This window comes from Staphylococcus sp. HMSC62A08 (assembly GCF_001839105.1).
Classification (GTDB): Bacteria; Bacillota; Bacilli; order Staphylococcales; family Staphylococcaceae; genus Staphylococcus; species Staphylococcus caprae.
In genome coordinates this window covers 105726-128490 of the sequence record NZ_KV840027.1, presented here as the reverse complement: position 1 = coordinate 128490, position 22765 = coordinate 105726, and the positions used below count along the sequence as shown (strand labels likewise).

Here is a 22765-nt window from a genome sequence, read left to right as displayed (position 1 = left end):
CACTGTTTAAATGTAATTTGTAAAATATTGGTAAAAATTCCTTTTAAAAAGCTATTCTTATTTTTCAGATATCTGATATAATCAAGTTTATCATTTCGCGATAAGCTTAAGTTTGATTTATTCATCAAATAGACATAAAAAGCTTTAATTTTTCAGAATTTTTAGATAAAAACACATTATTCTGTGCTATGATATAAATTATTAGAAATAGCTCATCATTCATATTGTTAATAAAGCGTTTTTCAAGAATATTAAACAATTTAAATAGCTGTTCGAAATAGATTACTTTTTAATCAGTGGAGGTTCATTATGGCAAGTTTCTTTAACCGGATTACTCGAAAAGAGAATCCAACAATTTATCAAAACAAAGATGGACACCTTAAACGTACGTTGCGTGTGCGTGATTTCCTTGCATTAGGTGTAGGTACCATCGTTTCAACATCAATTTTCACCTTACCTGGGGTGGTAGCTGCAGAGCATGCAGGACCATCCTTTTTATTAGCAGCTATCGTGGCAGGACTTGTAGCATTCACATATGCTGAAATGGCATCAACTATGCCTTTCGCAGGTTCAGCTTATTCTTGGATTAACGTATTATTTGGCGAACTCTTCGGATGGGTTGCTGGATGGGCTCTCTTAGCAGAATACTTTATTGCAGTTGCTTTCGTAGCGTCAGGTTTTTCAGCTAACTTAAGAGGACTTATTGCACCACTTGGAATTAGCTTACCTAAAGCTTTATCGAATCCATTTGGTAGTGATGGTGGCGTCATTGATATTATTGCAGCGGTGGTTATTATCTTGACTGCTTTATTACTTTCTCGTGGTATGAGTGAAGCTGCACGTCTTGAAAATATTCTAGTTATACTTAAAGTGTTAGCGATTATCCTTTTCGTGATTGTTGGTTTAACAGCAATTCATTTCAGTAATTACGTACCATTTATTCCTGAGCATAAAGTCACTGCTTCAGGCAGTCACTTCGGTGGATGGCAAGGTGTATACGCTGGTGTCTCAATGATATTCCTAGCATATATCGGATTTGACTCAATTGCGGCTAACTCTGCAGAGGCAATTAATCCTCAAAAAACGATGCCTAGAGGTATTTTAGGATCTTTAGTTGTCGCAATTGTACTATTTGTAGCTGTAGCCTTAGTATTAGTTGGTATGTTCCACTATTCTAAATATGCTGGTAACGCTGAACCTGTAGGTTGGGCATTACGTCAAAGTGGTCACGGTATCATCGCAGCAGTTGTTCAAGCTATCTCGGTGATCGGTATGTTTACGGCTTTAATAGGTATGATGTTAGCCGGATCTCGTCTATTATATTCATTTGGTCGTGATGGCTTACTCCCTGCATGGTTGAGTCATTTAAATCATAAACATTTACCTAATAGAGCATTAGTGATTTTAACAATTATTGGTGTATTAATTGGGTCAATGTTCCCATTCACTTTCTTAGCGCAATTGATTTCTGCAGGTACATTAGTTGCATTTATGTTTGTATCACTTGCAATGTATCGTCTAAGAAAACGTGAAGGTAAAGATTTACCTAAACCAGCTTTTAAATTACCATTATATCCCGTTTTACCTGCGATTACATTTGTGCTCGTATTACTTGTATTCTGGGGTTTAAGTCATGAAGCTAAATTATATACTTTAATTTGGTTCTTTATAGGTATTGTGATTTATTTACTCTATGGCCTAAAACATTCTAAGAAAAATGAAGAAGAAGAGTATCACGTACCAAAATAATTCATATTATAGAGCTTGGGACATAATTTCCAAAAATAATAGCAGTAAGACGATTTCAGCTAGAATCTTCTTACTGCTACTTTTATATTCAATACTACGTATTTACACGTCATTTTTCATCAATATATAATAAGATGTTTCGATTTCACATACCTCACAATACACTTTTATACTTTTCTATAACGTTTTAATCCAATAATATTTAAAGCGATAAACACAATTATAAATAATGTGAGTATAAGTAAATCGAACCAAATATGAGTCCATCCTTGTCCTTTTATCATTACGTTTATTAAACCATTACCAGCATATCGCAATGGGAATAAATATCCTATATTGCTAAGCCAATGGGGCATATTTTCTAAAGGAAATATACCTGAAAAGAATACTTGTGGCACAGCAAATAGTGGAATAAATTGAATCATTTGAAATTCTGAATTAGCAAATGTAGAAATGAAAATCCCCATTGATAATGCGGTAATGGCTAATAATATATTAATTAAAATTACATATACTAAACTACCCGCTAAATGAATACTAAGAAGATAAATTGAAAATAACACTATAATCAGTGTTTGAATGATAGCGAAAATTCCGTAGCCTATAAGATAACCTGAAACAATTTCCGTACGACGAATAGAAGTAGATAAAACACGTTCTAATGTTCCTGTAGTGCGTTCTCTTAATAATGTAATGCCCGAAATTAAAAATACAAATAAGAATACAAAGAATCCCATTAAAATAGGAAACATTTTATCAAAATAGTTGCTATTAGAATCACCATATAAATAATGATTAGATATATCAATATCTTGCTTATTCTTCATTTGCATTGACTTTGGCATTTTTTCAGAAACTTTCTTTACACTACTAAGTCTATCTTTCTGAATTGCTTGGCCAATCATTTGTTTAATCTGATTAGATTTACTAGGATCTTCATTTGTATAAGTCACATGAAGTGTATGACTTTTTTGATATATAAACCCATCTAAATTGTCGTCTTCTATTTTAGATTTAATATCTTTTTGTGTTTTATATTTTTTAATATCTAAATTTGAAGAAGGAAGGTGGTTTGTAATATTAGATGACACTGAATGATCTATACCAATTTTCAAGTCTTCTTCATTACCATTAAAGACGAAATACATCAATGTCAATATCAGCATGGGAGCTAAAAACATAAGTGCAAGCGTACGTTTATCACGAAGTAATTCCTTCATAACACGTTTGACTATTGCGAAAAGTTTCAAGATGAACTCACCTCCTCGGCTTTTATAAATACTTCTTCAATCGTATCAGCGTTAAATTTCTTTTTTAGATTTATAGGAGTATCTAAGGCAAACAATCTACCTTCTATAATTAAGCCAACCTTATCACAACGCTCAGCTTCATCCATAACATGAGTGGTTACTACCACACTTTTTCCTTTATCGACTATATTTTTTAATTGTGTCCAAATCTGATTACGTAACTTAGGGTCGATTCCTACTGTCGGCTCATCTAATATGATTAAATCGGGTTGACCAAGCAAAGCCATTGCTAAAGATAGTCGGCGTTTCATTCCCCCTGAAAATTGATTAACCTTTTTGTTTAATGTGTTTTCTAAATCAACTAAAGACATATTTTTCTTAATGTTGTCTTCCAATTCTTTACCTTTTAATTCTGAAAGGTGACCAAAGAAGTCTAAGTTTTCATAAGCAGTTAAATTTTCATAAAGTGCATCTGTTTGCCCCATATAACCGATTTTATTTAAAACTTGACGATTAGGTATTTTTTGTTTGAAAATTTCAGCTGAACCAGAATCGAAATTTTCCATACCAAGTAAACATTTTATCGTTGTCGTCTTACCTGAACCACTAGGTCCAATTAAACCAAGAAGTTCTCCTCTATTAATTTCTAAAGTAATACGATTTAACACTTTATGTGTTCCATATGATTTTACCACTTCGTACAAGCTAGCAATGCTTCGATCCATACAAATTGCCTCCTTTGTTGACATGACTTACAGTTTATATATATTTAATGTTAAGAGTTTTATGTAATTATAGTGATAAAAATTATTAAAAAGCGAACACATTTACATTAATTGTTCACTAAAAGGTGGATCATAATGAGAGAAAGAGATATTAGGGATATCCGTGTAACCAAAACTCAAAATCGTATTCGTAATGGAATGATGAGACTTTTAAAAATAAAAACATATGAGACCATAACTGTGAAAGACATTTGTAAAGAAAGTCAAATCAGTAGAACAACATTTTATTCACACTATAATGATAAAGAACATTTTATTTATTCTCATCTAAATGAACTATTAAAAAAAGGAAAAAGAGAATTATTAAAAGAAGAATTTTCCTCACAAACTTATTTTTTTGAAAATGCTATTAAGTTCTGGTCAACAAGTGGGTCTCTTATATTAATATTATTAGGTGATAACAGTGCACATAAGTTGCATCAAGAAATCAAAAAAGTATTACAAAGAAATATAGAAATCAATATCGTACCCATCTTAAATACAAAGTTGTTAACGACAAAAGAAAAGTATTTCTTATTAATTTTTATCAGTAATGCCATTTTCGGAGTAATACAAGATTGGGTTAATAGAGGATGTATAGAGAAACCTAATGAATTAGCAACTATTATGAATAAAATCATTACTAGTGCATTCAAATAAATTGATAACATGATAAAACACAATTACTTATTATCAAGTATTTCTTTAATATCCAATTGTTATAGATTCAATATACTAAAGCCTCGCTATGACCATTAAATGATGCATAGCGAGGCATATTACATATTTATTGTTGCTAATTTAACTTATTTTTCTTTACTTGTGCTACAATTTCATGATTTGATGATTACCATCCTTGACCTGTAATTTCATATTGATCTAGTTTACCTTGTTGCAAAGCTTGAAGGGCATTTTCAATGGTGTCGAGCGCTTGATCAAGTTGTTCATAAGTAATCACTAGTGGAGGTTGGAATCGTAAAACATTGCCGGCTACAGCAATAATCACAACGCCATGTTTAAAGCAATCATTACATATCTTTAAAGCCGCTTCTGGATCACGTGTCTTTTCTTTTTTATCAGACACAATATCAATACCTATTGATAATCCTACACCTCGCACGTCTCCTACACTTTCATATTGTTTAACCCATTGATTCATACGCTGACGTACGTAGTTCCCCTTTTCAGTGGAAGCCGTTAATAAATCTTCTTCTTCGATCATTTCAATTGTGGCCAAAGCTGCTTCACAACTTACTGGATTCGCTCCAGTTGTAAATAAATGTGCCGGTGCTTCAAGACATTCCATGATATCTTTACGGCCTACAATCGCTGACATTGGCAATCCACCTGCTAAGGACTTTCCAAATGTGATGAGGTCTGGCGTAAAATTGTAATGCGATACAGAACTCCATGTGCCAGTACGACCAAGTCCTTGTTGGATATCATCAACAGCGATTAAAATACCATGTTGGTGGCATAAGTTTTGTAATGCTTCAAAATAACCCGGCACTGGCTCTAACAACCCACCGTCACCTTGAATCGTCTCAACCACGATGCATGCAACTTCCTCAGCTGGCACATACTTTGCAAACATCTCTTTAAGAGGAGCCAAATATTCTTCAACTGTATTAGGTTGTGATTGCTCGAACATCCCTCTATATTTATCAGGAAATGGAATATGATAGAAACCGTTGAGTAATGGTCCGTAATGTTTACGCATGTTTAAACTAATGGCTGACATCGATAATGCACCGAATGTTGAACCATGATAAGCATTCGTAAAACTGATAATATACGGCCGTCCAGTATAAGCACGTGCAAATTTGATAATGCCATCATTAGCATCTGATCCTGTTAAACCAAATGCCACTCTTTTCTCATCATCGCCTGGCGCAATGTCGCATAACTTTTTAGATAGACGAACTAGCGGCTCATGATACATATAAGCTGGCGTATAGTGCACAAATTTTTCTGCTTGTCTTTTAATCGCGTCGGTCACTTTCTTAGGTGCATGTCCAATATTTTGTGAACTGGCACTTGATAAGAGATCAATATATTCTTTTCCGTCTACATCAACTAATGTGGCACCAAAGCCATGATCAATAGCTAAAGGATAATATTTGATTCGTCCTGATTTCGCGAAATATTCTCCATCTTCATTTATTAGTTTTTCTGCTTTACTCATGATAAATTCACCTTCCCTATGAATTATCATTCATTCTTCATACTGTTTTTAGTCCATCTAAACACTCTCTTTTTATATTTCTATCAGTCTCAAAATGAATTCTTGATATTATGGTAGTAATCAATATACTAATAATTTTCTGATTTGTAAATATTTTCAGAATAATTAAAAAATTAAACTTCTTCATTAATTTAAATATGAAATTAACTTGATAAGCAATGATGTATAAACATAATGGATACGGGAATTAAAATAAGTAATACAATGATTGGAGGAAATGATATGTGGTTAAGATACGGTTATCACTTACTATGTGCATTCATCATAAGTGCACTTCTATTAATCACTACGATGGTGATGGATGTCCTTTTACAATCAACACATTTAACACAGTTATTGCTTAATATTGATTTTCTTGTAGATCCCAAAAACGTACCTATCATTGTCGAAGGTCTGATTCATCTATGTATTGGGTTTACGATTTATGTCATATTTTTAATCATTTATCAATATTCAAAGTCACTTTACTATTTAGCATACTTTCCTTTAATAATTATTTTTATTATTATGTACCCTTTTTTAATCGCTATAGCACAACGTTCATTCTTTACATTTAGCTGGCCTGAATACTTCTGGTGGATGGTTGCTCATATTATTTTCATGGTATTGATGGCGATTTGTATTCCTACGATTTCAAATAAACATTTATGAGTTTATATTAACTTTTTTAACTTACCTTAAAGTTTCGATGTGGTTTCATTTAAAGCGGTATGATTATTCGATTCAGGTGGTACACTAAAAGCGTAGAAAACATTCTATCAAATTCTAAATTCTCTAATTCGAAAAGGGGTTATCATTGTGAACAAGATTGTTCTTCTTGCATCAACTGTTTTAACAAGTGCAGTATTATTTTCCACTGTAAATATTTCTGAAGCAAAAGCGGATGAAGTAACTGCAAATAATGCAAAACATGTAGCACAACAAGCTATGAAAAACAGCGGTGGCAATCCCTACTTACAGAATTTCAAAACTGTCAAAGATAAAGGAGATTACTACAAAATCGACATTAGTAATAAATCTGGTGCAGGTGTAGGCACATATAAAGTCTACAAAAATGGAGAAGTTCAATATAAAAGTGGAAACTATGGTGAGTATAGTACTTTAAATAATAAAGATTGTTATACAGGACAAGGTATTACAACTAAAACTTATAAAGAAACACATCATGCGACAAACACTGACACATCAGTAGATTCTGCTAGAGAACTTAACGCGTTCTACGTTGGAAATGTGCAGTCTTCTGATCTACCGGAGCAATCTAAACAGACACTTCCAGAAAGTGGTAATCATGACAGTAATCGAGGCACAGAAGTCGCAGCAACTACCTCACTACTCGCAGGCGGATTATTGATCGCTAGACGTAAGTCTTTACTCAAAACTTCATAATCGAACAACCTTAATTACTTTTATAACTGGTCGAAAGATAGTGCCAAATCACTATTGTTTCGGCCTTTTTTTATGACGATTTTTTGAAAAATAACTTTGAAACAAGTAACAAATGAATAAACAAGGCTTTAAAGGGAAAATAAAGTATTGTAAACACTAAATTAATCTTATGCATATTAATTGTAAATAGATATACATTCTTTAAGGAGGAGTTAGATTATGAAATATGTAGTTGTTGGTACGTCACATGCAGGTTATGAAGCCATTGAAACCCTTTTAAAAGAAGATTCAAGTGCTGAAATCGAAGTATTTGAAAGTGGCGATAAACCTTCATTCCTATCTTGTGGAATTCAAAGTTATTTAGAAAATGTTTCTCCTTCACTTGATACATTACACTATGCTTCAACATCTTCTTATGAAGAACAAGGTGTGAACATTCATACTAATAGTACTGTGACTGACTTAGACACTGATAAAAAAGTGATTACCGTAGAACAAAACGGTCAATCTAACGAAGTGTCCTATGATAAATTGTTCTTAAGTCCAGGTGGCAAACCTGTCACACCCCCTGTTGATGGTATAGATCAATATAATAACGTCTTATTTATGCGAGGTCGTGAATGGGCAGATCAAATTAAACAACGTATGCCACAAGCTAAAAAAGCAGTTGTTGTAGGCGGTGGCTACATTGGTATTGAAGCTGCTGAAGCCTTTGCTAAAGCAGGTATTGAAACAACAATTGTTGATATTGCAGATAGAATTTTAAACACTTACCTTGATAAAGAATTCACTGATATTTTAGAAGAAAATTCTAAACAACACGGTCTTTATTTCAAGGGTGGCGAAACCGTTCAATCACTTTCAGGTGACAACGATGGTAATGTGACAAAAGTTGTGACAGATAAAGCTGAATACGAAGCAGATACCGTATTATTCGCAGTGGGTGTTGAACCTGCTACAGAATGGTTAGATGGCAAAATTGATTTAGGTAAAAAAGGTATTATCAATATCGATCATCAACAACAAACATCTGCTAAAGATGTATACGCAGGTGGTGACGCAACGCTTGTACCATTTGCACCAGTTAATGAGGATCGTTATATCGCGCTCGCAACCAATTCTCGTCGTCAAGGCGTTGTTGCAGCGAAAAACATGACTGGTAACGATATGACAATGCCTAGAGTATCTGGTACATCCGGATTACAATTATTTGATTATAAATTCGGACAAACAGGTGTCCATGGTACTGAAGCGGATAGTTATGATGGTAATCTAGGTCAGAAATATGTAGAAGAACTTATTCATCCTAAATTTATGCAAGATGATACAAAAGTTCATATGAAAATCATTTACGATGAAGATAGTCATAAAATTTTAGGTGGACAAGTGATGTCTACTGAAGATGTAACAGCTTCTATCAATACAATTTCTATTGCGATATCAGCTGGTTTCACTTTAGAACAATTTGCTGTACAAGATTTCTTCTTCCAACCTGATTATGACCGTCCTTGGAACTATCTCAACGTATTAGCGCAACAAGCATTGGGCGATACGTTCGGAAGCGACAAAATGTTATTCTAATTCATTTGAATAAGTAATAAATGCTCAGTAAGGCGTACGCTATCGTAGTCTTACTGAGTTTTTTAATGCAAAAATCATCTTAGCGCCCAATATGAAATGGCACTAAGATGATTGAAATATATACTAATTACTTTGATTTTGTTTATCTTCTTTTGAGTCTTTATGCTTATGCTTTTTTTCACCTTTGTCTTTAATTTTTTCTTTTTTAGGGTGATAATTAGGTCCATTTGTATAGTCATTAGCTGCATTCCAAATTAAGAACTCATTGATACCATTGTCTTTAAGCGCTTGAACTTGATCTGAAATGGCTTGTGCATCATATTCCTTATACTTACCTTCACCTAAATAAGAGGCAGTAAAATCTTGGATCCACGGTCTTGATTTCGGTTTATCGTTACCTAATTTATTTAAAATACTATTTTCACGTTGAATGTAACGATTCACTGTTTTATAAGGTTCTGTATCTGGTGCTTTTAACCCAAAGTCTCCCGGACTCCAATGAGATGGATAAATCATCGAAGATATCGCATCTACATTTTTAGAGATTTTAGGGAAACTTTGTCCAATACCTGGCGCATTTTTAACTAATGCTGAATATCCGAAGACATCTGCAGAAATTTTAACATGATATGGTTTCAATTCTTTATGTGCATATTCTAAGTATTTAGTTACAGTATCTACACGTTGGTCTCCAGAACTTAACTTACTATTTTGATAGTCGCCTCTATCATAATCTAAATTGCTTGCTTCATTTTCAAAGCCTTCAGGGAATCGAACATAGTCGTATTGAATGTCACGGAACCCAGCCTTTGCTGCAGCTTTAGAAATTGCAACATTATATTTCCAAACATCTTTTACAAACGGATTAACAAAGCTATCGCCTTTACCATTCTCCCAAACTGACCCATCTTTATCTTTAAATGACCATTCAGGATGTTCCTTAGCCAATTTAGTATCTTTGAAGGTAACAATACGTGCGATTGGATAAATATTGTTTTTCTTCAATTTCTTTAAAAGTGGCTTTGCTTCAGCAAGATCCATTTCGTTTTTGTCTATGAGTTTATTTCCAGTGTGGAACTTCATTGTGATGTTACCAGCATCATCTTTAACGTCTATAACCATTGAATTCAGTTTAGAATCTTTAATGTATTGAATCAGTTCATCCATTTTCTCATCTTTAGTAGAACCACTCGCCACATAAATGCCTTTTACACCATCTTTTGGATATTGAACCGCATTGTCACTTTGTTTCTTACTAGATTGTTTAGTTGATTGTTTATCCCCTTTATCTTCATCGTTCGTTTTATTCTCTTGTCCTTCATCATGACTGCAAGCTGATAATAGTAATGCACTTGTAGCAAAAACAGCTAGAACTTTCTTTTTATTCATACCCTGTCGCCTCCCAAACACACAAAATATAAATTTAAATTTATTACTATTAAATTTCATAAAGTACATAATTAAGTAATATATTTATATTATTACTAATTATTTATAAACATAGAATAACATACTATTTTGAAAATTGAATTAAAACGTGTGTACGGCTCTCAATTAATTTATGTCCATCTTTTTACATTGCCATCAATATAATTCTAATTTTCGTCAAATTTATGACTTCATACACGATTCAAGACAGTTTCACATAAATTTCGAGTTGAAAAACTTGAGATAAAATATAATTTTTATCATACTGTAAGTGAAAGTTATGTTAAGGAGTGGAAAGTATGAATAAAGAACAATTAGAAAAAATGACTAATGGTAAAGGGTTTATCGCTGCGTTAGACCAAAGTGGCGGTAGTACACCTAAAGCGCTTAAAGAATATGGCGTTAATGAAGACCAATATAGCAATGAAGATGAGATGTTCCAACTTGTTCACGATATGCGTACGCGCGTGGTGACTTCACCTTCATTTTCACCTGATAAAATCTTAGGTGCCATTCTCTTCGAACAAACAATGGATCGCGAAGTTGAAGGGAAATACACTGGTGACTACTTAGCAGACAAAGGCATTGTTCCTTTCTTAAAAGTTGATAAAGGTCTTGCTGAACAACAAAACGGTGTTCAATTAATGAAACCAATCAATGACTTAGACGAAACATTAGACCGTGCCAACGAACGTCATATCTTCGGTACTAAAATGCGTTCTAACATCTTAGAATTAAACGAACAAGGTATCAAAGATGTTGTTGAACAACAATTTGAATTCGCTAAAAAAATCATTGCTAAAGGTTTAGTACCAATCATTGAACCAGAAGTTAACATTAATGCTAAAGATAAAGCTGAAATTGAAAAGGTATTAAAAGCTGAAATCAAAAAAGGCTTAGATTCATTGAATGATGATCAACTTGTAATGTTAAAATTAACTATTCCTACTGAACCTAACTTATATAAAGAATTAGCTGAACATCAAAACGTTGTACGTGTAGTTGTATTATCTGGTGGTTACAGCAGAGATGAAGCTAACAAATTATTAAAAGAAAACGATGAATTAATCGCAAGCTTCTCACGTGCATTAGCTAGTGACTTACGTGCTAGCCAATCACAAGAAGAATTCGATAAAGCATTAGGTGACGCTGTAGACTCAATCTACGACGCATCAGTAAATAAAAATTAAGGTGCAAAGAAAAGCGCTTAGGTTTTGAGTATTTCTGCCGAAAAACCTGCTTTTCGTAGCCCGTCTATCTTTCCGGCGAAGTTAAATTATTTCCTCGTTCGGAAGTACATGAAATGCCGACTGGTTCAAGACAACCAGCCGGCATTTTTTAAATATCTATTTATTTATGTGATTGATGTTCTTCAAATAACTCACCTATTTGATTAAAGAAATCTCCAAATTTTTGTGCAGCATTGTCACCAAACATTTCTTCCAAGTTAGCTTGAGACTCACGCGCACTTTGTTCTGATGCTTCATACATATTGTCTTCGTATTCTTTTAAAGCCATCTGTAACTCGTCATTTTCTTTAAGCGCTTCAGCTAATAAATACGCATCGTAAAATGCCATATTCACGCCTTCGCCCGCAAATGGACTCATAAGATGTGCTGCATCTCCAATTAAAGTAACATTAGGTTGATTTTCCCATTTAAAACCAATAGGTAATTTATATATGCGACGTAATAATATATCATCGCCTGCATATTCAATATATTTTTTTAATTCTGGATGCCAATCTTCGAAATCGCTCAATAACTGTTCTTTAATTTCTGACTTGTTCATCCCTTTAAATTTATCAAATTCGTCATAATCCATTTGATATGACATATATACTTTAATTCTGCCATCGCCATTCACTTGGCCGAGTATCGCTTTGTGGTCACCAAATGCCATCATTTTACCGTGTTTATTAAACTCAGCCAAATCAGGATATTGGGTATACACATCCTCTACATTCAGTTCCACCATTGAAATACCATTATACTCAACGTCCACATTTGCTAAATAAGGTCTCACTTTTGAAAATGCCCCATCAGCACCTACCACGAAATCAAACGTAGCTGTGTCTCCTTCAACGAATGAAACTTTAACTTGTCCATCATCTAATCGAGTAAGCGATTCAAACGTTTTGCCATATACGACAGTGCCCTCTTTTAATTGTTCACTAATGATATCGCAAAGTTCACCACGATCAATCTCTGGACGACCACCTTCAACTTCTGGGTCAGCAGTTTCTTCATAATACACTTTCCCATCTTTATCTAATACGCGTGTATCTTCGCCTTCAAAACGTGCAAGTTCTCTAAATCGATGAATCATACCCGCTTCTTTCAATGGTAACTGTCCACTTACTTCGTGTATATCTAATGATCCACCACGGTCTCTATTAATATCTAACCCAGCTTTTTCAAATATAGAAACCTCGAACCCTTGTTGTTGTAATAGAAGACCTAACATCAATCCTCCAGGTCCTCCACCAATAATACCTACCTTTTTAACATCTTTTATATTCATTCCAAAACCCTCCATTATCTATTTCTATTCGGAAAATTTTTTCAAACGTTCTTTTGTTTCTTCTACAAATTGATCAAACTCTTTTTTCAATTCTTCATCTTGTAAAGCGCGTTGACTTGCTTTCATAAAACCTTGAAATACTTCATGTAATTGTTCACGAGAAGCTTTCAATTGTTCAAAATCAATATTTTGGAATTGTTCCATTCTTTGAGTAAATGCATCATTATCAATATTTTCATCCAAGAATTTTTCGCCTTCTTCAGTTATTGAATAAACTTTCTTTTTCCCGTCTTTAGAAATAGAAACAAATTCTCTATCCTCTAACATTTGTAAAATGGGATAAACTGAACCAGGACTCGGTGCATAAAATCCTTTGAAACGTTCTTCTAAATCTTTAATAATTTGATAACCATGTCTAGATTCTTCTTTCAACATTTTAAGAATGACAAATTGTAAATTTCCTTTTTTGAAAAAGCGATCTCGACCGCCACCTCTTGGACCACCAAAGCCAGCAGCGCCTCTTCCAAAATCAAATCCTTCAAATTTTTCAATATGTTGTCTCATCATTTCTGGTCTTCTTCTGAACATAAATATCACCCTTCTTTAATTATCATTTCGATATATCATTATATTAAGCGATATATCGAAATGTGTCAACGATATATCGGAATAAATTATAAAAAAAAGAAATACTGTTCACATAAATGTTGTCAGAACAGTATTCCGATTCACTCTATATATTTTTAAATTTTAAAGATGTATTAATACCTTCCCAAATTTACCACCTGTCGTTAATGGGACGTTATCTCCATATTTATCTTGTAAGTATTGTTCAATACTTTCCATTTGTTGATGATCTATTTCAATTTCTACTTCTTTTAACCATGATGGTAATTGTTGCATGACTTCTTCAACACTTTTTTCAGTATGCTGAGTGTGATGTTCAATTAATGTGTCATAGGTATAATTATTACAATACAGTAGTTGCATTAAATAATACATATCGGCTGTCATGGGTGAGGGTTTCATTTCTAAAAATGCAGTCACCTCATCTACAATTGAGTTTTCTTTAGACCCTGCTATTAAACTCACATAAACAAACTGATTTGCGATATCAATGGCTTTTTGAACCGCTTCCCAAGTTGTTACTGCTGGACACATAGATGCAAAGACAAAATCTACATTATTTAAATCTGAAGCTGATACTGATTCAAATGACTGATTTATCGTCTCAATTGAAGCATCATAATGCTGTGCATTATCTTTTAACATCTCATGTAATACAGTTGATGGTTCGAGACTCGTAACTTTAGCTCCCTCTTTTGCGAAAGGAATACTAAATAAACCTGAAGCAGCACCTACATCTAATATACTTAAGTTTTTAAATGCGCCCGTTTGGTTCTCAATCCATGACATAATACGCTTTGTGCGTTTCTGACTTTCTTCTGTAAACGAATTTTTATTGAAGTTCTCAGCCCATTTTTCAAATCCTGGTGCATCAGGATTTCCTAAACCTGCACGTTTCATCCTTTTATCTTGAGTATTAGGATCATTATCCCAAGCGTCTTTCCAAAATTGTTGATCAAAGATATTCATATCCACCATCATTACAAACTCCTTCGAATAAATTTTGTCCTCATTGTATCGTCAGTCACCAGTTATTAAAAATAATTAAACTTCACTTAAATATGGTTAAATTTATACTTAACACAATATAACTTTTCTAATCTTAAAAAAATCACTCAACATACTCAAGGTTAAGTTATAATAATATTATATTTAAACATTTTATCTTTTATAATATATTACTAATTATATATAAAGCGACTCATGGTAGAGGAGATATTAAGTTATGAAAAAACTTATTACCATAGTATTATGTACATCAATTATTTTAGGAGGTTGTTCCTTCATGGATAAAGATCGAACAAAAGATATTCCTAAAACAGTAAGTGTTAAAAGCTATGACGGTAAGTACATTGGTGAGCATAAAAAACGTAACGAGGAATTTAAGGAAAAATATAAAGATGAAGCCAAGAAGCAGTATAAAAAGTATGTAAAAGACACATTCGGATTGGATTGTAAAATTAATTTGGTCGATGCTTATACCAACTCTTCTGGTTTCAGTGAAAAAAGTAAAACTGATGGTCTACTGGTAGTTGGAACTATTAAGTATGATATCCCTTTCCAACTAAAATTAATTTTTGTCGAGTCTGATAATGGATTAACTATCACCACCTTCACACCTGGTCATGACAATGAAACCTCTGCTGCGGTTGCCGCAATGATGTATAAACGTTATGAAAATGAAATTGAACAAGCACGCAACAAGTTTAAACATGAAGTTGAAAAAAATGGTTATTATGCCATGAATGAAAAACTTCAAAAAAAGCAAGAATTTAATGGTGTTACAAAACAATACTTAAACTTTAACGCACCTGGTATTGAAGGATTGGACAAGTTTAAGAAAGAATTTAAACCAATAATGAAGTTGAACGGTCAAGAATTTAATCAACAATTTGATAGCTTACTAGCGAAACATCCTGAAATAAAAAAACAAGCAGAGTCTGATTTTATTGCATATTATAAAAATAGTAAAAATAAAGAAAAAGTTGTAGATTATGTTTGGAACTTACAAAAACCTACCAATGAAGTAATGAAATTATATCCAGGCAATAAAAATATGAAATTTTATAAAGATAGTGTATCTTCTTCTCAACTAGATGAAAATGGACGATTAGAACCTGAAGGCGAAGAAATCTCCATTGATGGAGGCAGATATGATGAACGAAAATAAACATGCGACCGATTTAGATATCATTGAATTAAGTAGTGGATGAAATTCATATTAATAACAAAACTGCTAACTAAATATGCCACTCTCTCTATGTCTTAATAGACGTTAGAAAGAGTGGCTATTTGTTTAAATTACCTCTAAATATATAAGCAAAGATTAAATCTTAAAACTGATAAAGCTCCTGACAGCTAAATTATTTTTAATTTATCAGCATACTCTAATTATCGCTCATATATTTTTCTTCTTCTTCTGCTACTTTTTTAAATACTTCAAGTTGATATGTTGAAAAGTCTGCTTGTGCACTCATAAATGGAGCTGAACTTACATTTAGTACTTTATGGTTTTTACCATCTAACTCTACTGGTGAGAATAAGTAATAAGCTAAACAGCATCTGCAACATCTTTATCTGAGTCAGAACCATTACCTAACACTGAAAAATCAGTATAAGGCTTACCTTTATATTTCACTTGAACGATACTGTACGAAATTGCCTTAGGATTCTTTAACTTTGTGATATCTTTTAATTCTTTAACTTTAATTAAATCTTTTTTAGCAATTTGGTCCTTGGGACTCATATGAAACAATCCAGGTTGATTTGATAGAGCAATCAATTTATCTTTTTTGAACGTAGCCATGATTTGAGAATAATTTTCTGGTTCATCTGTATTCCCAATTTTCTTACCATGTCGATCAATATATAAATAATCAATATGTTTAACATCTTTATCAGGGTCTTTCATTACTTTTCGTTTGATACCCTTTTTATCTTTAAAAAATTTATCTACTTCTTCAAGTGATGAACCTTCAGATTCCTCTGTGTATTTTAAATCAGCTAATGTGACCTTATCCGATAATTTCTTATAATCTTTCCAACCTTGCATCCCCGTCTTATTAGTAAAAGTCTTTTCAGTCATCAAAGGATCTAATTTATCTAAAATAGGAACTTGCTTTAATCCTTTAACCTCTTTTTCTAGCTTCTTATATTGATCTTTTTTACTATCTTCTTCTGAATACTTCGTCGCAACATCCGTTTTATTCTCTGATTTCTTAGAAGAGGATTTGTTAGAATCAGAATCATGTGAACAACCTGCCACCCCAATAATAATCATAATTAATAAAATCCCTAAAAATTTTCTCATTTTTCTCTCCTTTTTAGTTCTTATACGTAATGATATGTATTTAATATAAACATGTTGATAAAATAAATGTTTATATTTCTATTCTACAGTAATAACTGAGTATTTTATATAGTATTCTATATATTTTAATAAATATTTTTGAATTAAATAAAGTAGTTGGTTACTTATGTTTTAAATATTTTTTAGAATCATAAGACAAACAAAAAAACGTGCAAGATGTTTTATCATCTCACACGTCTCTCACGAGTTAACTTTAATTATTTAGCTTTATCGTAGTAACCTAATTCAAGATCTTTTGAAGTTTGTTTACGTATTTTTCTCATTAATTGTTCATCGTGAATTAATGATTCACCATAAGAAGGAATCATTTCTTTAATTTTTGGTTCCCAATCTGAAGTATATTCAGGGAAATTACGTTCTAAAACTTCTAAAGCTACAGAAACAGAAGTAGATGCCCCTGGTGATTCACCTAATAAAGCAATCACTGAGTGATCTTCTGAATTTACAACTTCAGTACCAAATTGGATGAAACCTTTACCGTTTTCTTCAGTATCTTTAATCACTTGTACACGTTTACCAGCTGTGTATAATTGCCAATCTTCGTCACGTGCTTCAGGGTAGAACGTACGTAAATGATTCATACAACCTTCTTTAGTCATAATGACTTGGTCAATTGAGTATTTAATCAATGGCACGTTTTTAATAGCTGCAGCTAATAATGTTGTAATATTGTATGGTTTAACAGATCTGAATAAATCTAAATTAGAACCAAATTTAAGGAATTTAGGTCCAATATTCGCAAATGGTCCGAATAATAATGTTCTTTCACCATCAATATAACGTGTATCTAAGTGAGGTACAGTCATTGGAGGTGTACCAGGTGGTTCTTTACCATATACTTTGGCGTCATGTTGTCCAATAACTTGAGGGTTAGTACAAGCAATGAACTGTCCACTAATTGGGAAACCACCTAAGTGTTTACTTTCAGGGATACCTGTTTTTTGTAATAGTGGGATTGCGCCACCACCAGCACCGATGAACACGTAATCTGTTTGATGTTCGAATACATCGCCAGTGTTACGGTTTTTAATTTTAACTAACCATTTACCATTAGATAAACGTTCAAAATCTACAACTTCATGATTGTATTGCACTTCCACATTTGGTGAGTCATGAAGGTTCTTAGCCATTTTACGAGTTAATGCCCCGTAGTTCACATCTGTACCTTCATCGATTTTACTAGCCGCCATAACACCGCTGTTATTTTCGCGACCTTTCATCATTAGTGGAATCCATTTTTTCATTTCTTCAATATCCTCAGTATATTCGATGTTATCGAACATAGGGAAATTCTTCATGGCTTCATAACGATCTTTTAAGAACTTCACATTATTTTTACCGCGTACAAAACTAATATGAGGTAATGGATTAATGAATTCTCTAGGGTTTTCAATTTGACCACTTTTAACTAAGTGACCCCAGAATTGTTTAGAAATCTCAAATTGTTCGTTAATTTCTTTTGCTTTTTCGATATCAATTGAACCATCTGGTTGTTGAACTGTATAGTTCAATTCGCATAACGCAGCGTGTCCAGTACCAGCATTATTACGTTCGTTTGAACTTTCAATACCTGGACGGTCTAGACGTTCATATAAGTGGATGTCCCATTCAGGCTCGATGCTTTTTAACATTGAACCGAATGTTGTACTAAGTACGCCGGCACCAATTAACACAACGTCTTTTTTCTCAGACTTTGCCATGTTGTTCACCTCTCCAAAAAATTGTATAAAAATGCTTACCAGTTCATTAGAGTTGTTCTTTTCAATCAAGTATTCCCTGCTTACAACTCCATGAATGAAAGAGTTTTCTCTACCCTTTACTAGTTATTACACTTATATGTTAAAACAATGCAAAGGAAATGTAAATTATTATAGCTAAGACAATTCATTTTTGTAATAATAACTTTTTTATAATAGAAATATGAATTACAAAATAAATTTTCACTTTCAAATGAGTGATTTCATACCTTTCATATTCCCTCCTTTTCATTCAAATTAAAAGCACATATCCGCTGACAAATGAAATTCATCATCGAATATGTGCGATAACTTTATATTTTCTATTTCTGCATCAAGAACTTTTCAATATAAAACGCTGATTCTTCAATTGATTTATATTCAGTATTGATCACAGTCGCATTTAATTTCTTAAAAACTTCTTCTGCATAAGACAATTCTTTCTTAATACGTTCCAAACTATTATAGGTAGACTCAGCCGATAAACCTAGCGTTTCAGCCCGATTACGACGAATGTTAGCAATATAATTTGGACTTGCAGTTAACCCAAATACTTTCAAACCCTTCTGTTGATACACATTATCAGGAATTGAGACTTCAGGAACGAGTGGGATATTCGCAATCTTATATCCTTTATTCGCTAAGTACATACTTAAAGGTGTCTTTGATGTTCTTGAAACGCCAACGATGAGTGCATCCGCTTCTCCGATATCTGTAAAATGCTTGCCATCATCATATTTAACTGAATACTCGATCGCTTCAATTCGTTTGAAATATTCATCATTGAGTTTACGTAATGCTCCGCTCTCCATTAACGGCTCGGCGTGTGTATGATTTTCAATAATACGAATTAACTCTGACATATAATCTACATATGGAATATCGTGTTCTTTGGCAAATTGATGACCTAAAGCATTAAAAGATTCACTCACTAATGTTGTTGCAACAATTGCATGTTGTTCTTGAGCAAGTTGGAGAACATTGAGAAATTCCTGTTCATCCTTGATATAGGGAAATTTCTTAATTTCTACCTGTGTTAAATCTGGAAATTGGGTTAATGTTGCATGAATCATACGTTGCGCTGTTTCTCCAATTGAATCAGAAACTATAAATAACTTTAAAACTTGATCATTATTCTCTTTCACCTTATCGCTCGCTTTCCTCCGCCTGACTTTGAGCTGTAGCTAATATGGCACCAGGTACTCTGAACGGTGAACATGAAACGTAGTCGATATTCCAGTTGTTGAATTGGTAAATTGATTTCGCGTCACCACCAAGTTCACCACATACACCAATCTTAATCTCTGGTTTAACCTGTTTAGCTTGTTCAACTGCTAATTGAATCAATTGCCCTACACCGTCTGTATCTAATGTTTGGAATGGGTCAAGCTGTAAAATATTACTTTCAGTATACACATTTATAAACTTCCCTGCATCATCTCTAGAGAAACCATAAGTTAACTGTGTTAAGTCATTCGTTCCAAAGCTAAAGAAATCACAATGTTTGGCAAGATGTTGCGCAATAAGACAAGCTCTTGGTGTTTCTATCATTGTACCAATAAGGTAATTGACCTTCGTATTTGCGTCATTTTCCAATTGAGTAATCGTTGCAGCTAAACGTTCTTTCAATGTTGTAAACTCTTCAACCGTTGATACAAGCGGAATCATAATTTCAGGCTGGCATTTAATGTCCTCTTGTTGAAGCTTCAATACACTTTCAATAATTGCTTCCACTTGCATCTCATATAATTCAGGGTAAGTGACTGCTAAACGACATCCACGGTGTCCTAACATTGGGTTAACTTCATTTAATTCAGCCATACGTTTGCGTAATATATCTGTAGATATATCTAGCTGTTGTGCTACGTTTTGAATATCTTCATCCGAACTTGGTAAAAATTCATGCAATGGTGGATCAAGTAAACGGACAATTGTTGGTCGGTCTTGAGATAATCTAAATATTTCTTCAAAGTCCTTCACTTGATACGTTTTAATCTTCTCAAGTGCTTCGACACGTTCATCGTGATTTGATGCTAATATAAATCGACGCATTTCCACCAGACGTTCTGGTCCAAAGAACATATGCTCAGTTCTTACGAGTCCGATTCCTTTCGCACCAAAGTTATATCCTGCTTGGATATCTTGAGGCGTTTCTGCATTCATTCTAACTTGTAAACGTGCAGTATCTTCTGACCACTCCATAAATTGTTCAAACGCATCACTATGCTCAGCATTTACAGTTTCAATCTCGCCTAAATAGATGTCACCTGTAGAACCATCAACGGACACAATGTCTCCTTCATGCAATTCACCATCAGGATAATAGACAGTTTTATTCACTGTATCAATTTCAACATCTGAGCATCCAGTGACACAACATTTCCCCATTCCTCTCGCAACAACTGCTGCATGGGATGTCATTCCGCCATGTGTAGTAACAATTGCTTCACTTGCAACCATACCTTCAATATCTTCTGGAGATGTTTCTGGACGCATTAATACAACTTTCTTTCCTTCATCCGCTTGTTCTTTCACTTCCTCTGCAGAGAATACGATACTTCCTGTTGCCGCTCCCGGACTTGCTGGTAATCCTAACTTCGATATAACAGTCGCTTGCTCTAAGGCCTCTTCCTTAAAATTAGGATGCAATAACTGATCGATAGATTTTACATCAACTTTCGTTACAGCCTCTTCACGTGAAATTAAACCTTCGTTAACTAAATCAACAGCAATTTGAATTGCAGCTCTTGCCGTACGTTTACCATTACGTGTTTGAAGTAAATATAGTTTACCGTTTTCAATCGTAAATTCAATATCTTGCATATCTTTATAATGTGTTTCCAATTGTTTCGTCACATCTACAAATTCTTGATGAACATCTGGCATTTGTGATTTCAATGTATCGATGTCTTGAGGCGTACGGATTCCCGCAACAACATCTTCACCTTGCGCATTTAATAAATATTCACCAAATAATTTGTTCTCCCCAGTGACAGGGTCTCTCGTAAATGCTACCCCCGTGCCACTTTGTTCACCACTATTTCCAAATACCATTTCTTGAACGTTGACTGCAGTACCAATATCATGCGGTATATCATTTAAATCTCGATATACACGTGCACGATCATTATCCCATGATTTGAATACCGCTTCGATTGCTTCTTCTAATTGTTTTAATGGTTCTTGTGGAAAAGGTTTATACACTTCTTCTCTATAAATTTCTTTAAATCTTTCACAAATTGTTTGTAACCCTTCAGCAGATATATCCGCATCGTTCTCGTAATTGTGTTGATTTTTAAAATCGTCAAAATATGTATCAAATGCAAGCATTGGAATACCATATACAACTTCACCGAACATTTGTAATAAACGACGATAACAATCATAAGCAAAACGTGCATCATTTGTTTTCTCGGCGAGTTTCTTAACATTGTCATCGTTCAAACCTAAATTAAGAATGGTGTCCATCATACCTGGCATAGAAATCTTCGCACCACTACGTACTGAAACTAATAATAAATCATCATCTGATGAGAAGGATTTCCCTGTTCTTTCTGAAAATGATGTTAAGTGATGAATCAATTGTGTTTTAACTTCAGAAGGTAATTGTTCATTTTGCTTTAAATAATCAATACAAGCCTCGGTTGTAATCGTAAAGCCATCAGGAACTGGTAAGCCAAGACGTTTCATTTCTGATAAATTGGCCCCTTTACCTCCTAATAAATCTTTCATAGAAATGCGTCCTTCATCAAATGCATAAATATATTGTGTCATTATAGACCACCTCTTCATTTAATATGTCATACTAATCATTTTAGAGTATGTCATATTAGAAAAAGAATTACAACTATTTACATGAAAAGGATTTCATATTTATTACGATTTAGTGAATAACACATATTGAGCCAACAAAATCCCGGGTTAAAAAATTCGACGAAACGTTTGAATTCTCAATAGATATAAGATGCATATTGATAAAAATGCTCTAAGATAATTCTATTCCTGTGCGGATTCCTATATATAACCAAGAAAATAAAATCCAAAAATAATAGCAGTAAGAAGGTTCAATTAGAAACCTTCTTACTGCTACTTTTATATTCAATACT

General features: G+C 33.4%; 18 protein-coding genes. 7 read left to right on the top strand and 11 right to left on the bottom strand.

Features of this window, described 5'->3' with window-relative positions; translation table 11 throughout:
* Nucleotides 1–309 precede the first annotated feature (309 nt).
* Nucleotides 310–1749, top strand: coding sequence for an APC family permease (locus HMPREF3264_RS01370; protein ID WP_070871676.1), 1440 nt, complete (start codon nt 310–312; stop codon nt 1747–1749).
* 167 nt (nt 1750–1916) lie between these two features.
* Here the strand turns inward: HMPREF3264_RS01370 and HMPREF3264_RS01365 are convergent, their stop codons facing one another.
* Both HMPREF3264_RS01365 and HMPREF3264_RS01360 read right to left on the bottom strand, forming a co-directional pair.
* Nucleotides 1917–2999 (bottom strand): ABC transporter permease, encoded by a 1083-nt coding sequence (locus tag HMPREF3264_RS01365; RefSeq protein ID WP_070871675.1) that lies wholly within the window; start codon nt 2997–2999, stop codon nt 1917–1919.
* Nucleotides 2996–3724 carry an ABC transporter ATP-binding protein gene (locus tag HMPREF3264_RS01360; protein WP_070871674.1) on the bottom strand — a complete coding sequence of 243 codons (729 nt, stop codon included), beginning with the start codon at nt 3722–3724 and terminating at the stop codon, nt 2996–2998. The genes HMPREF3264_RS01365 and HMPREF3264_RS01360 overlap by 4 nt, the downstream gene beginning before the upstream one ends.
* 135 nt (nt 3725–3859) lie before the next feature.
* Between HMPREF3264_RS01360 and HMPREF3264_RS01355 the strand changes: the two genes are divergently transcribed.
* A complete protein-coding gene (locus HMPREF3264_RS01355; RefSeq protein WP_002444447.1) occupies nt 3860–4423 on the top strand; it encodes a TetR/AcrR family transcriptional regulator in 564 nt (187 codons plus the stop codon).
* Between the two features lie 187 nt (nt 4424–4610).
* Here HMPREF3264_RS01355 and HMPREF3264_RS01350 read toward each other — a convergent pair whose 3' ends face one another.
* The gene (locus HMPREF3264_RS01350; RefSeq protein WP_070871673.1) at nt 4611–5948 is read right to left on the bottom strand and encodes an aspartate aminotransferase family protein; all 1338 of its coding nucleotides are present in this window, start codon (nt 5946–5948) and stop codon (nt 4611–4613) included.
* A gap of 282 nt (nt 5949–6230) precedes the next feature.
* Here HMPREF3264_RS01350 and HMPREF3264_RS01345 point away from each other — a divergent pair, with 282 nt between their 5' ends.
* The 3 genes from HMPREF3264_RS01345 (at nt 6231) to HMPREF3264_RS01335 (ending at nt 8975) form a co-directional block, all read left to right on the top strand.
* Nucleotides 6231–6659: a hypothetical protein gene (locus tag HMPREF3264_RS01345; RefSeq protein WP_070871672.1), complete on the top strand. Its 429-nt coding sequence runs from the start codon at nt 6231–6233 to the stop codon at nt 6657–6659.
* Nucleotides 6660–6806: 147 nt separating this feature from the next.
* A complete protein-coding gene (locus HMPREF3264_RS01340; protein ID WP_070871671.1) occupies nt 6807–7394 on the top strand; it encodes a cell surface protein in 588 nt (195 codons plus the stop codon).
* 219 nt (nt 7395–7613) lie between these two features.
* Nucleotides 7614–8975: an FAD-dependent oxidoreductase gene (locus HMPREF3264_RS01335; protein ID WP_070871670.1), complete on the top strand. Its 1362-nt coding sequence runs from the start codon at nt 7614–7616 to the stop codon at nt 8973–8975.
* Between the two features lie 123 nt (nt 8976–9098).
* On the opposite strand, the gene HMPREF3264_RS01330 is transcribed toward HMPREF3264_RS01335, so the two are convergent.
* Complete coding sequence (locus tag HMPREF3264_RS01330; protein WP_070871669.1) at nt 9099–10364, bottom strand: putative glycoside hydrolase; 1266 nt, start codon at nt 10362–10364, stop codon at nt 9099–9101.
* 338 nt (nt 10365–10702) lie between these two features.
* Here HMPREF3264_RS01330 and HMPREF3264_RS01325 point away from each other — a divergent pair, with 338 nt between their 5' ends.
* Nucleotides 10703–11593 carry a fructose bisphosphate aldolase gene (locus HMPREF3264_RS01325; RefSeq protein ID WP_070871668.1) on the top strand — a complete coding sequence of 297 codons (891 nt, stop codon included), beginning with the start codon at nt 10703–10705 and terminating at the stop codon, nt 11591–11593.
* A gap of 160 nt (nt 11594–11753) precedes the next feature.
* Here the strand turns inward: HMPREF3264_RS01325 and HMPREF3264_RS01320 are convergent, their stop codons facing one another.
* From HMPREF3264_RS01320 to HMPREF3264_RS01310, 3 genes are all read right to left on the bottom strand, one after another.
* Entirely contained in the window at nt 11754–12926 is a 1173-nt protein-coding gene (locus tag HMPREF3264_RS01320) for an FAD-dependent oxidoreductase (protein ID WP_070871667.1), read from the bottom strand.
* Between the two features lie 24 nt (nt 12927–12950).
* Nucleotides 12951–13514, bottom strand: a complete 564-nt coding sequence (locus tag HMPREF3264_RS01315) for a PadR family transcriptional regulator (protein WP_070871666.1) — start codon at nt 13512–13514, stop codon at nt 12951–12953.
* 162 nt (nt 13515–13676) lie between these two features.
* The gene (locus tag HMPREF3264_RS01310) at nt 13677–14531 is read right to left on the bottom strand and encodes a class I SAM-dependent methyltransferase (RefSeq protein ID WP_070871665.1); all 855 of its coding nucleotides are present in this window, start codon (nt 14529–14531) and stop codon (nt 13677–13679) included.
* Between the two features lie 247 nt (nt 14532–14778).
* Here HMPREF3264_RS01310 and HMPREF3264_RS01305 point away from each other — a divergent pair, with 247 nt between their 5' ends.
* Nucleotides 14779–15723, top strand: coding sequence for a hypothetical protein (locus tag HMPREF3264_RS01305; RefSeq protein WP_083327768.1), 945 nt, complete (start codon nt 14779–14781; stop codon nt 15721–15723).
* A 381-nt stretch (nt 15724–16104) separates the two neighbouring features.
* Here HMPREF3264_RS01305 and HMPREF3264_RS01300 read toward each other — a convergent pair whose 3' ends face one another.
* From HMPREF3264_RS01300 to ppdK, 4 genes are all read right to left on the bottom strand, one after another.
* Nucleotides 16105–16863 (bottom strand): hypothetical protein, encoded by a 759-nt coding sequence (locus HMPREF3264_RS01300; protein ID WP_256323947.1) that lies wholly within the window; start codon nt 16861–16863, stop codon nt 16105–16107.
* Nucleotides 16864–17120: 257 nt separating this feature from the next.
* The gene (gene lqo, locus HMPREF3264_RS01295) at nt 17121–18623 is read right to left on the bottom strand and encodes an L-lactate dehydrogenase (quinone) (RefSeq protein WP_070871663.1); all 1503 of its coding nucleotides are present in this window, start codon (nt 18621–18623) and stop codon (nt 17121–17123) included.
* A 359-nt stretch (nt 18624–18982) separates the two neighbouring features.
* Nucleotides 18983–19804 (bottom strand): pyruvate, water dikinase regulatory protein, encoded by an 822-nt coding sequence (locus tag HMPREF3264_RS01290; RefSeq protein WP_002444468.1) that lies wholly within the window; start codon nt 19802–19804, stop codon nt 18983–18985.
* Nucleotide 19805: 1 nt separating this feature from the next.
* Complete coding sequence (gene ppdK, locus HMPREF3264_RS01285; RefSeq protein ID WP_070871662.1) at nt 19806–22433, bottom strand: pyruvate, phosphate dikinase; 2628 nt, start codon at nt 22431–22433, stop codon at nt 19806–19808.
* Between the last annotated feature and the right edge of the window lie 332 nt (nt 22434–22765).

Coding starts and splice junctions, on each gene's coding strand:
- HMPREF3264_RS01370 (WP_070871676.1), top strand. CDS start 310: ATGGCAAGTTTCTTTAACCGGATTACTCGAAAAGAGAATCCAACAATT.
- HMPREF3264_RS01360 (WP_070871674.1), bottom strand. CDS start 3,724: ATGGATCGAAGCATTGCTAGCTTGTACGAAGTGGTAAAATCATATGGA.
- HMPREF3264_RS01355 (WP_002444447.1), top strand. CDS start 3,860: ATGAGAGAAAGAGATATTAGGGATATCCGTGTAACCAAAACTCAAAAT.
- HMPREF3264_RS01350 (WP_070871673.1), bottom strand. CDS start 5,948: ATGAGTAAAGCAGAAAAACTAATAAATGAAGATGGAGAATATTTCGCG.
- HMPREF3264_RS01345 (WP_070871672.1), top strand. CDS start 6,231: ATGTGGTTAAGATACGGTTATCACTTACTATGTGCATTCATCATAAGT.
- HMPREF3264_RS01335 (WP_070871670.1), top strand. CDS start 7,614: ATGAAATATGTAGTTGTTGGTACGTCACATGCAGGTTATGAAGCCATT.
- HMPREF3264_RS01330 (WP_070871669.1), bottom strand. CDS start 10,364: ATGAATAAAAAGAAAGTTCTAGCTGTTTTTGCTACAAGTGCATTACTA.
- HMPREF3264_RS01325 (WP_070871668.1), top strand. CDS start 10,703: ATGAATAAAGAACAATTAGAAAAAATGACTAATGGTAAAGGGTTTATC.
- HMPREF3264_RS01320 (WP_070871667.1), bottom strand. CDS start 12,926: ATGAATATAAAAGATGTTAAAAAGGTAGGTATTATTGGTGGAGGACCT.
- HMPREF3264_RS01315 (WP_070871666.1), bottom strand. CDS start 13,514: ATGTTCAGAAGAAGACCAGAAATGATGAGACAACATATTGAAAAATTT.
- HMPREF3264_RS01310 (WP_070871665.1), bottom strand. CDS start 14,531: ATGGTGGATATGAATATCTTTGATCAACAATTTTGGAAAGACGCTTGG.
- HMPREF3264_RS01305 (WP_083327768.1), top strand. CDS start 14,779: ATGAAAAAACTTATTACCATAGTATTATGTACATCAATTATTTTAGGA.
- HMPREF3264_RS01300 (WP_256323947.1), bottom strand. CDS start 16,863: ATGAGAAAATTTTTAGGGATTTTATTAATTATGATTATTATTGGGGTG.
- lqo (WP_070871663.1), bottom strand. CDS start 18,623: ATGGCAAAGTCTGAGAAAAAAGACGTTGTGTTAATTGGTGCCGGCGTA.
- ppdK (WP_070871662.1), bottom strand. CDS start 22,433: ATGACACAATATATTTATGCATTTGATGAAGGACGCATTTCTATGAAA.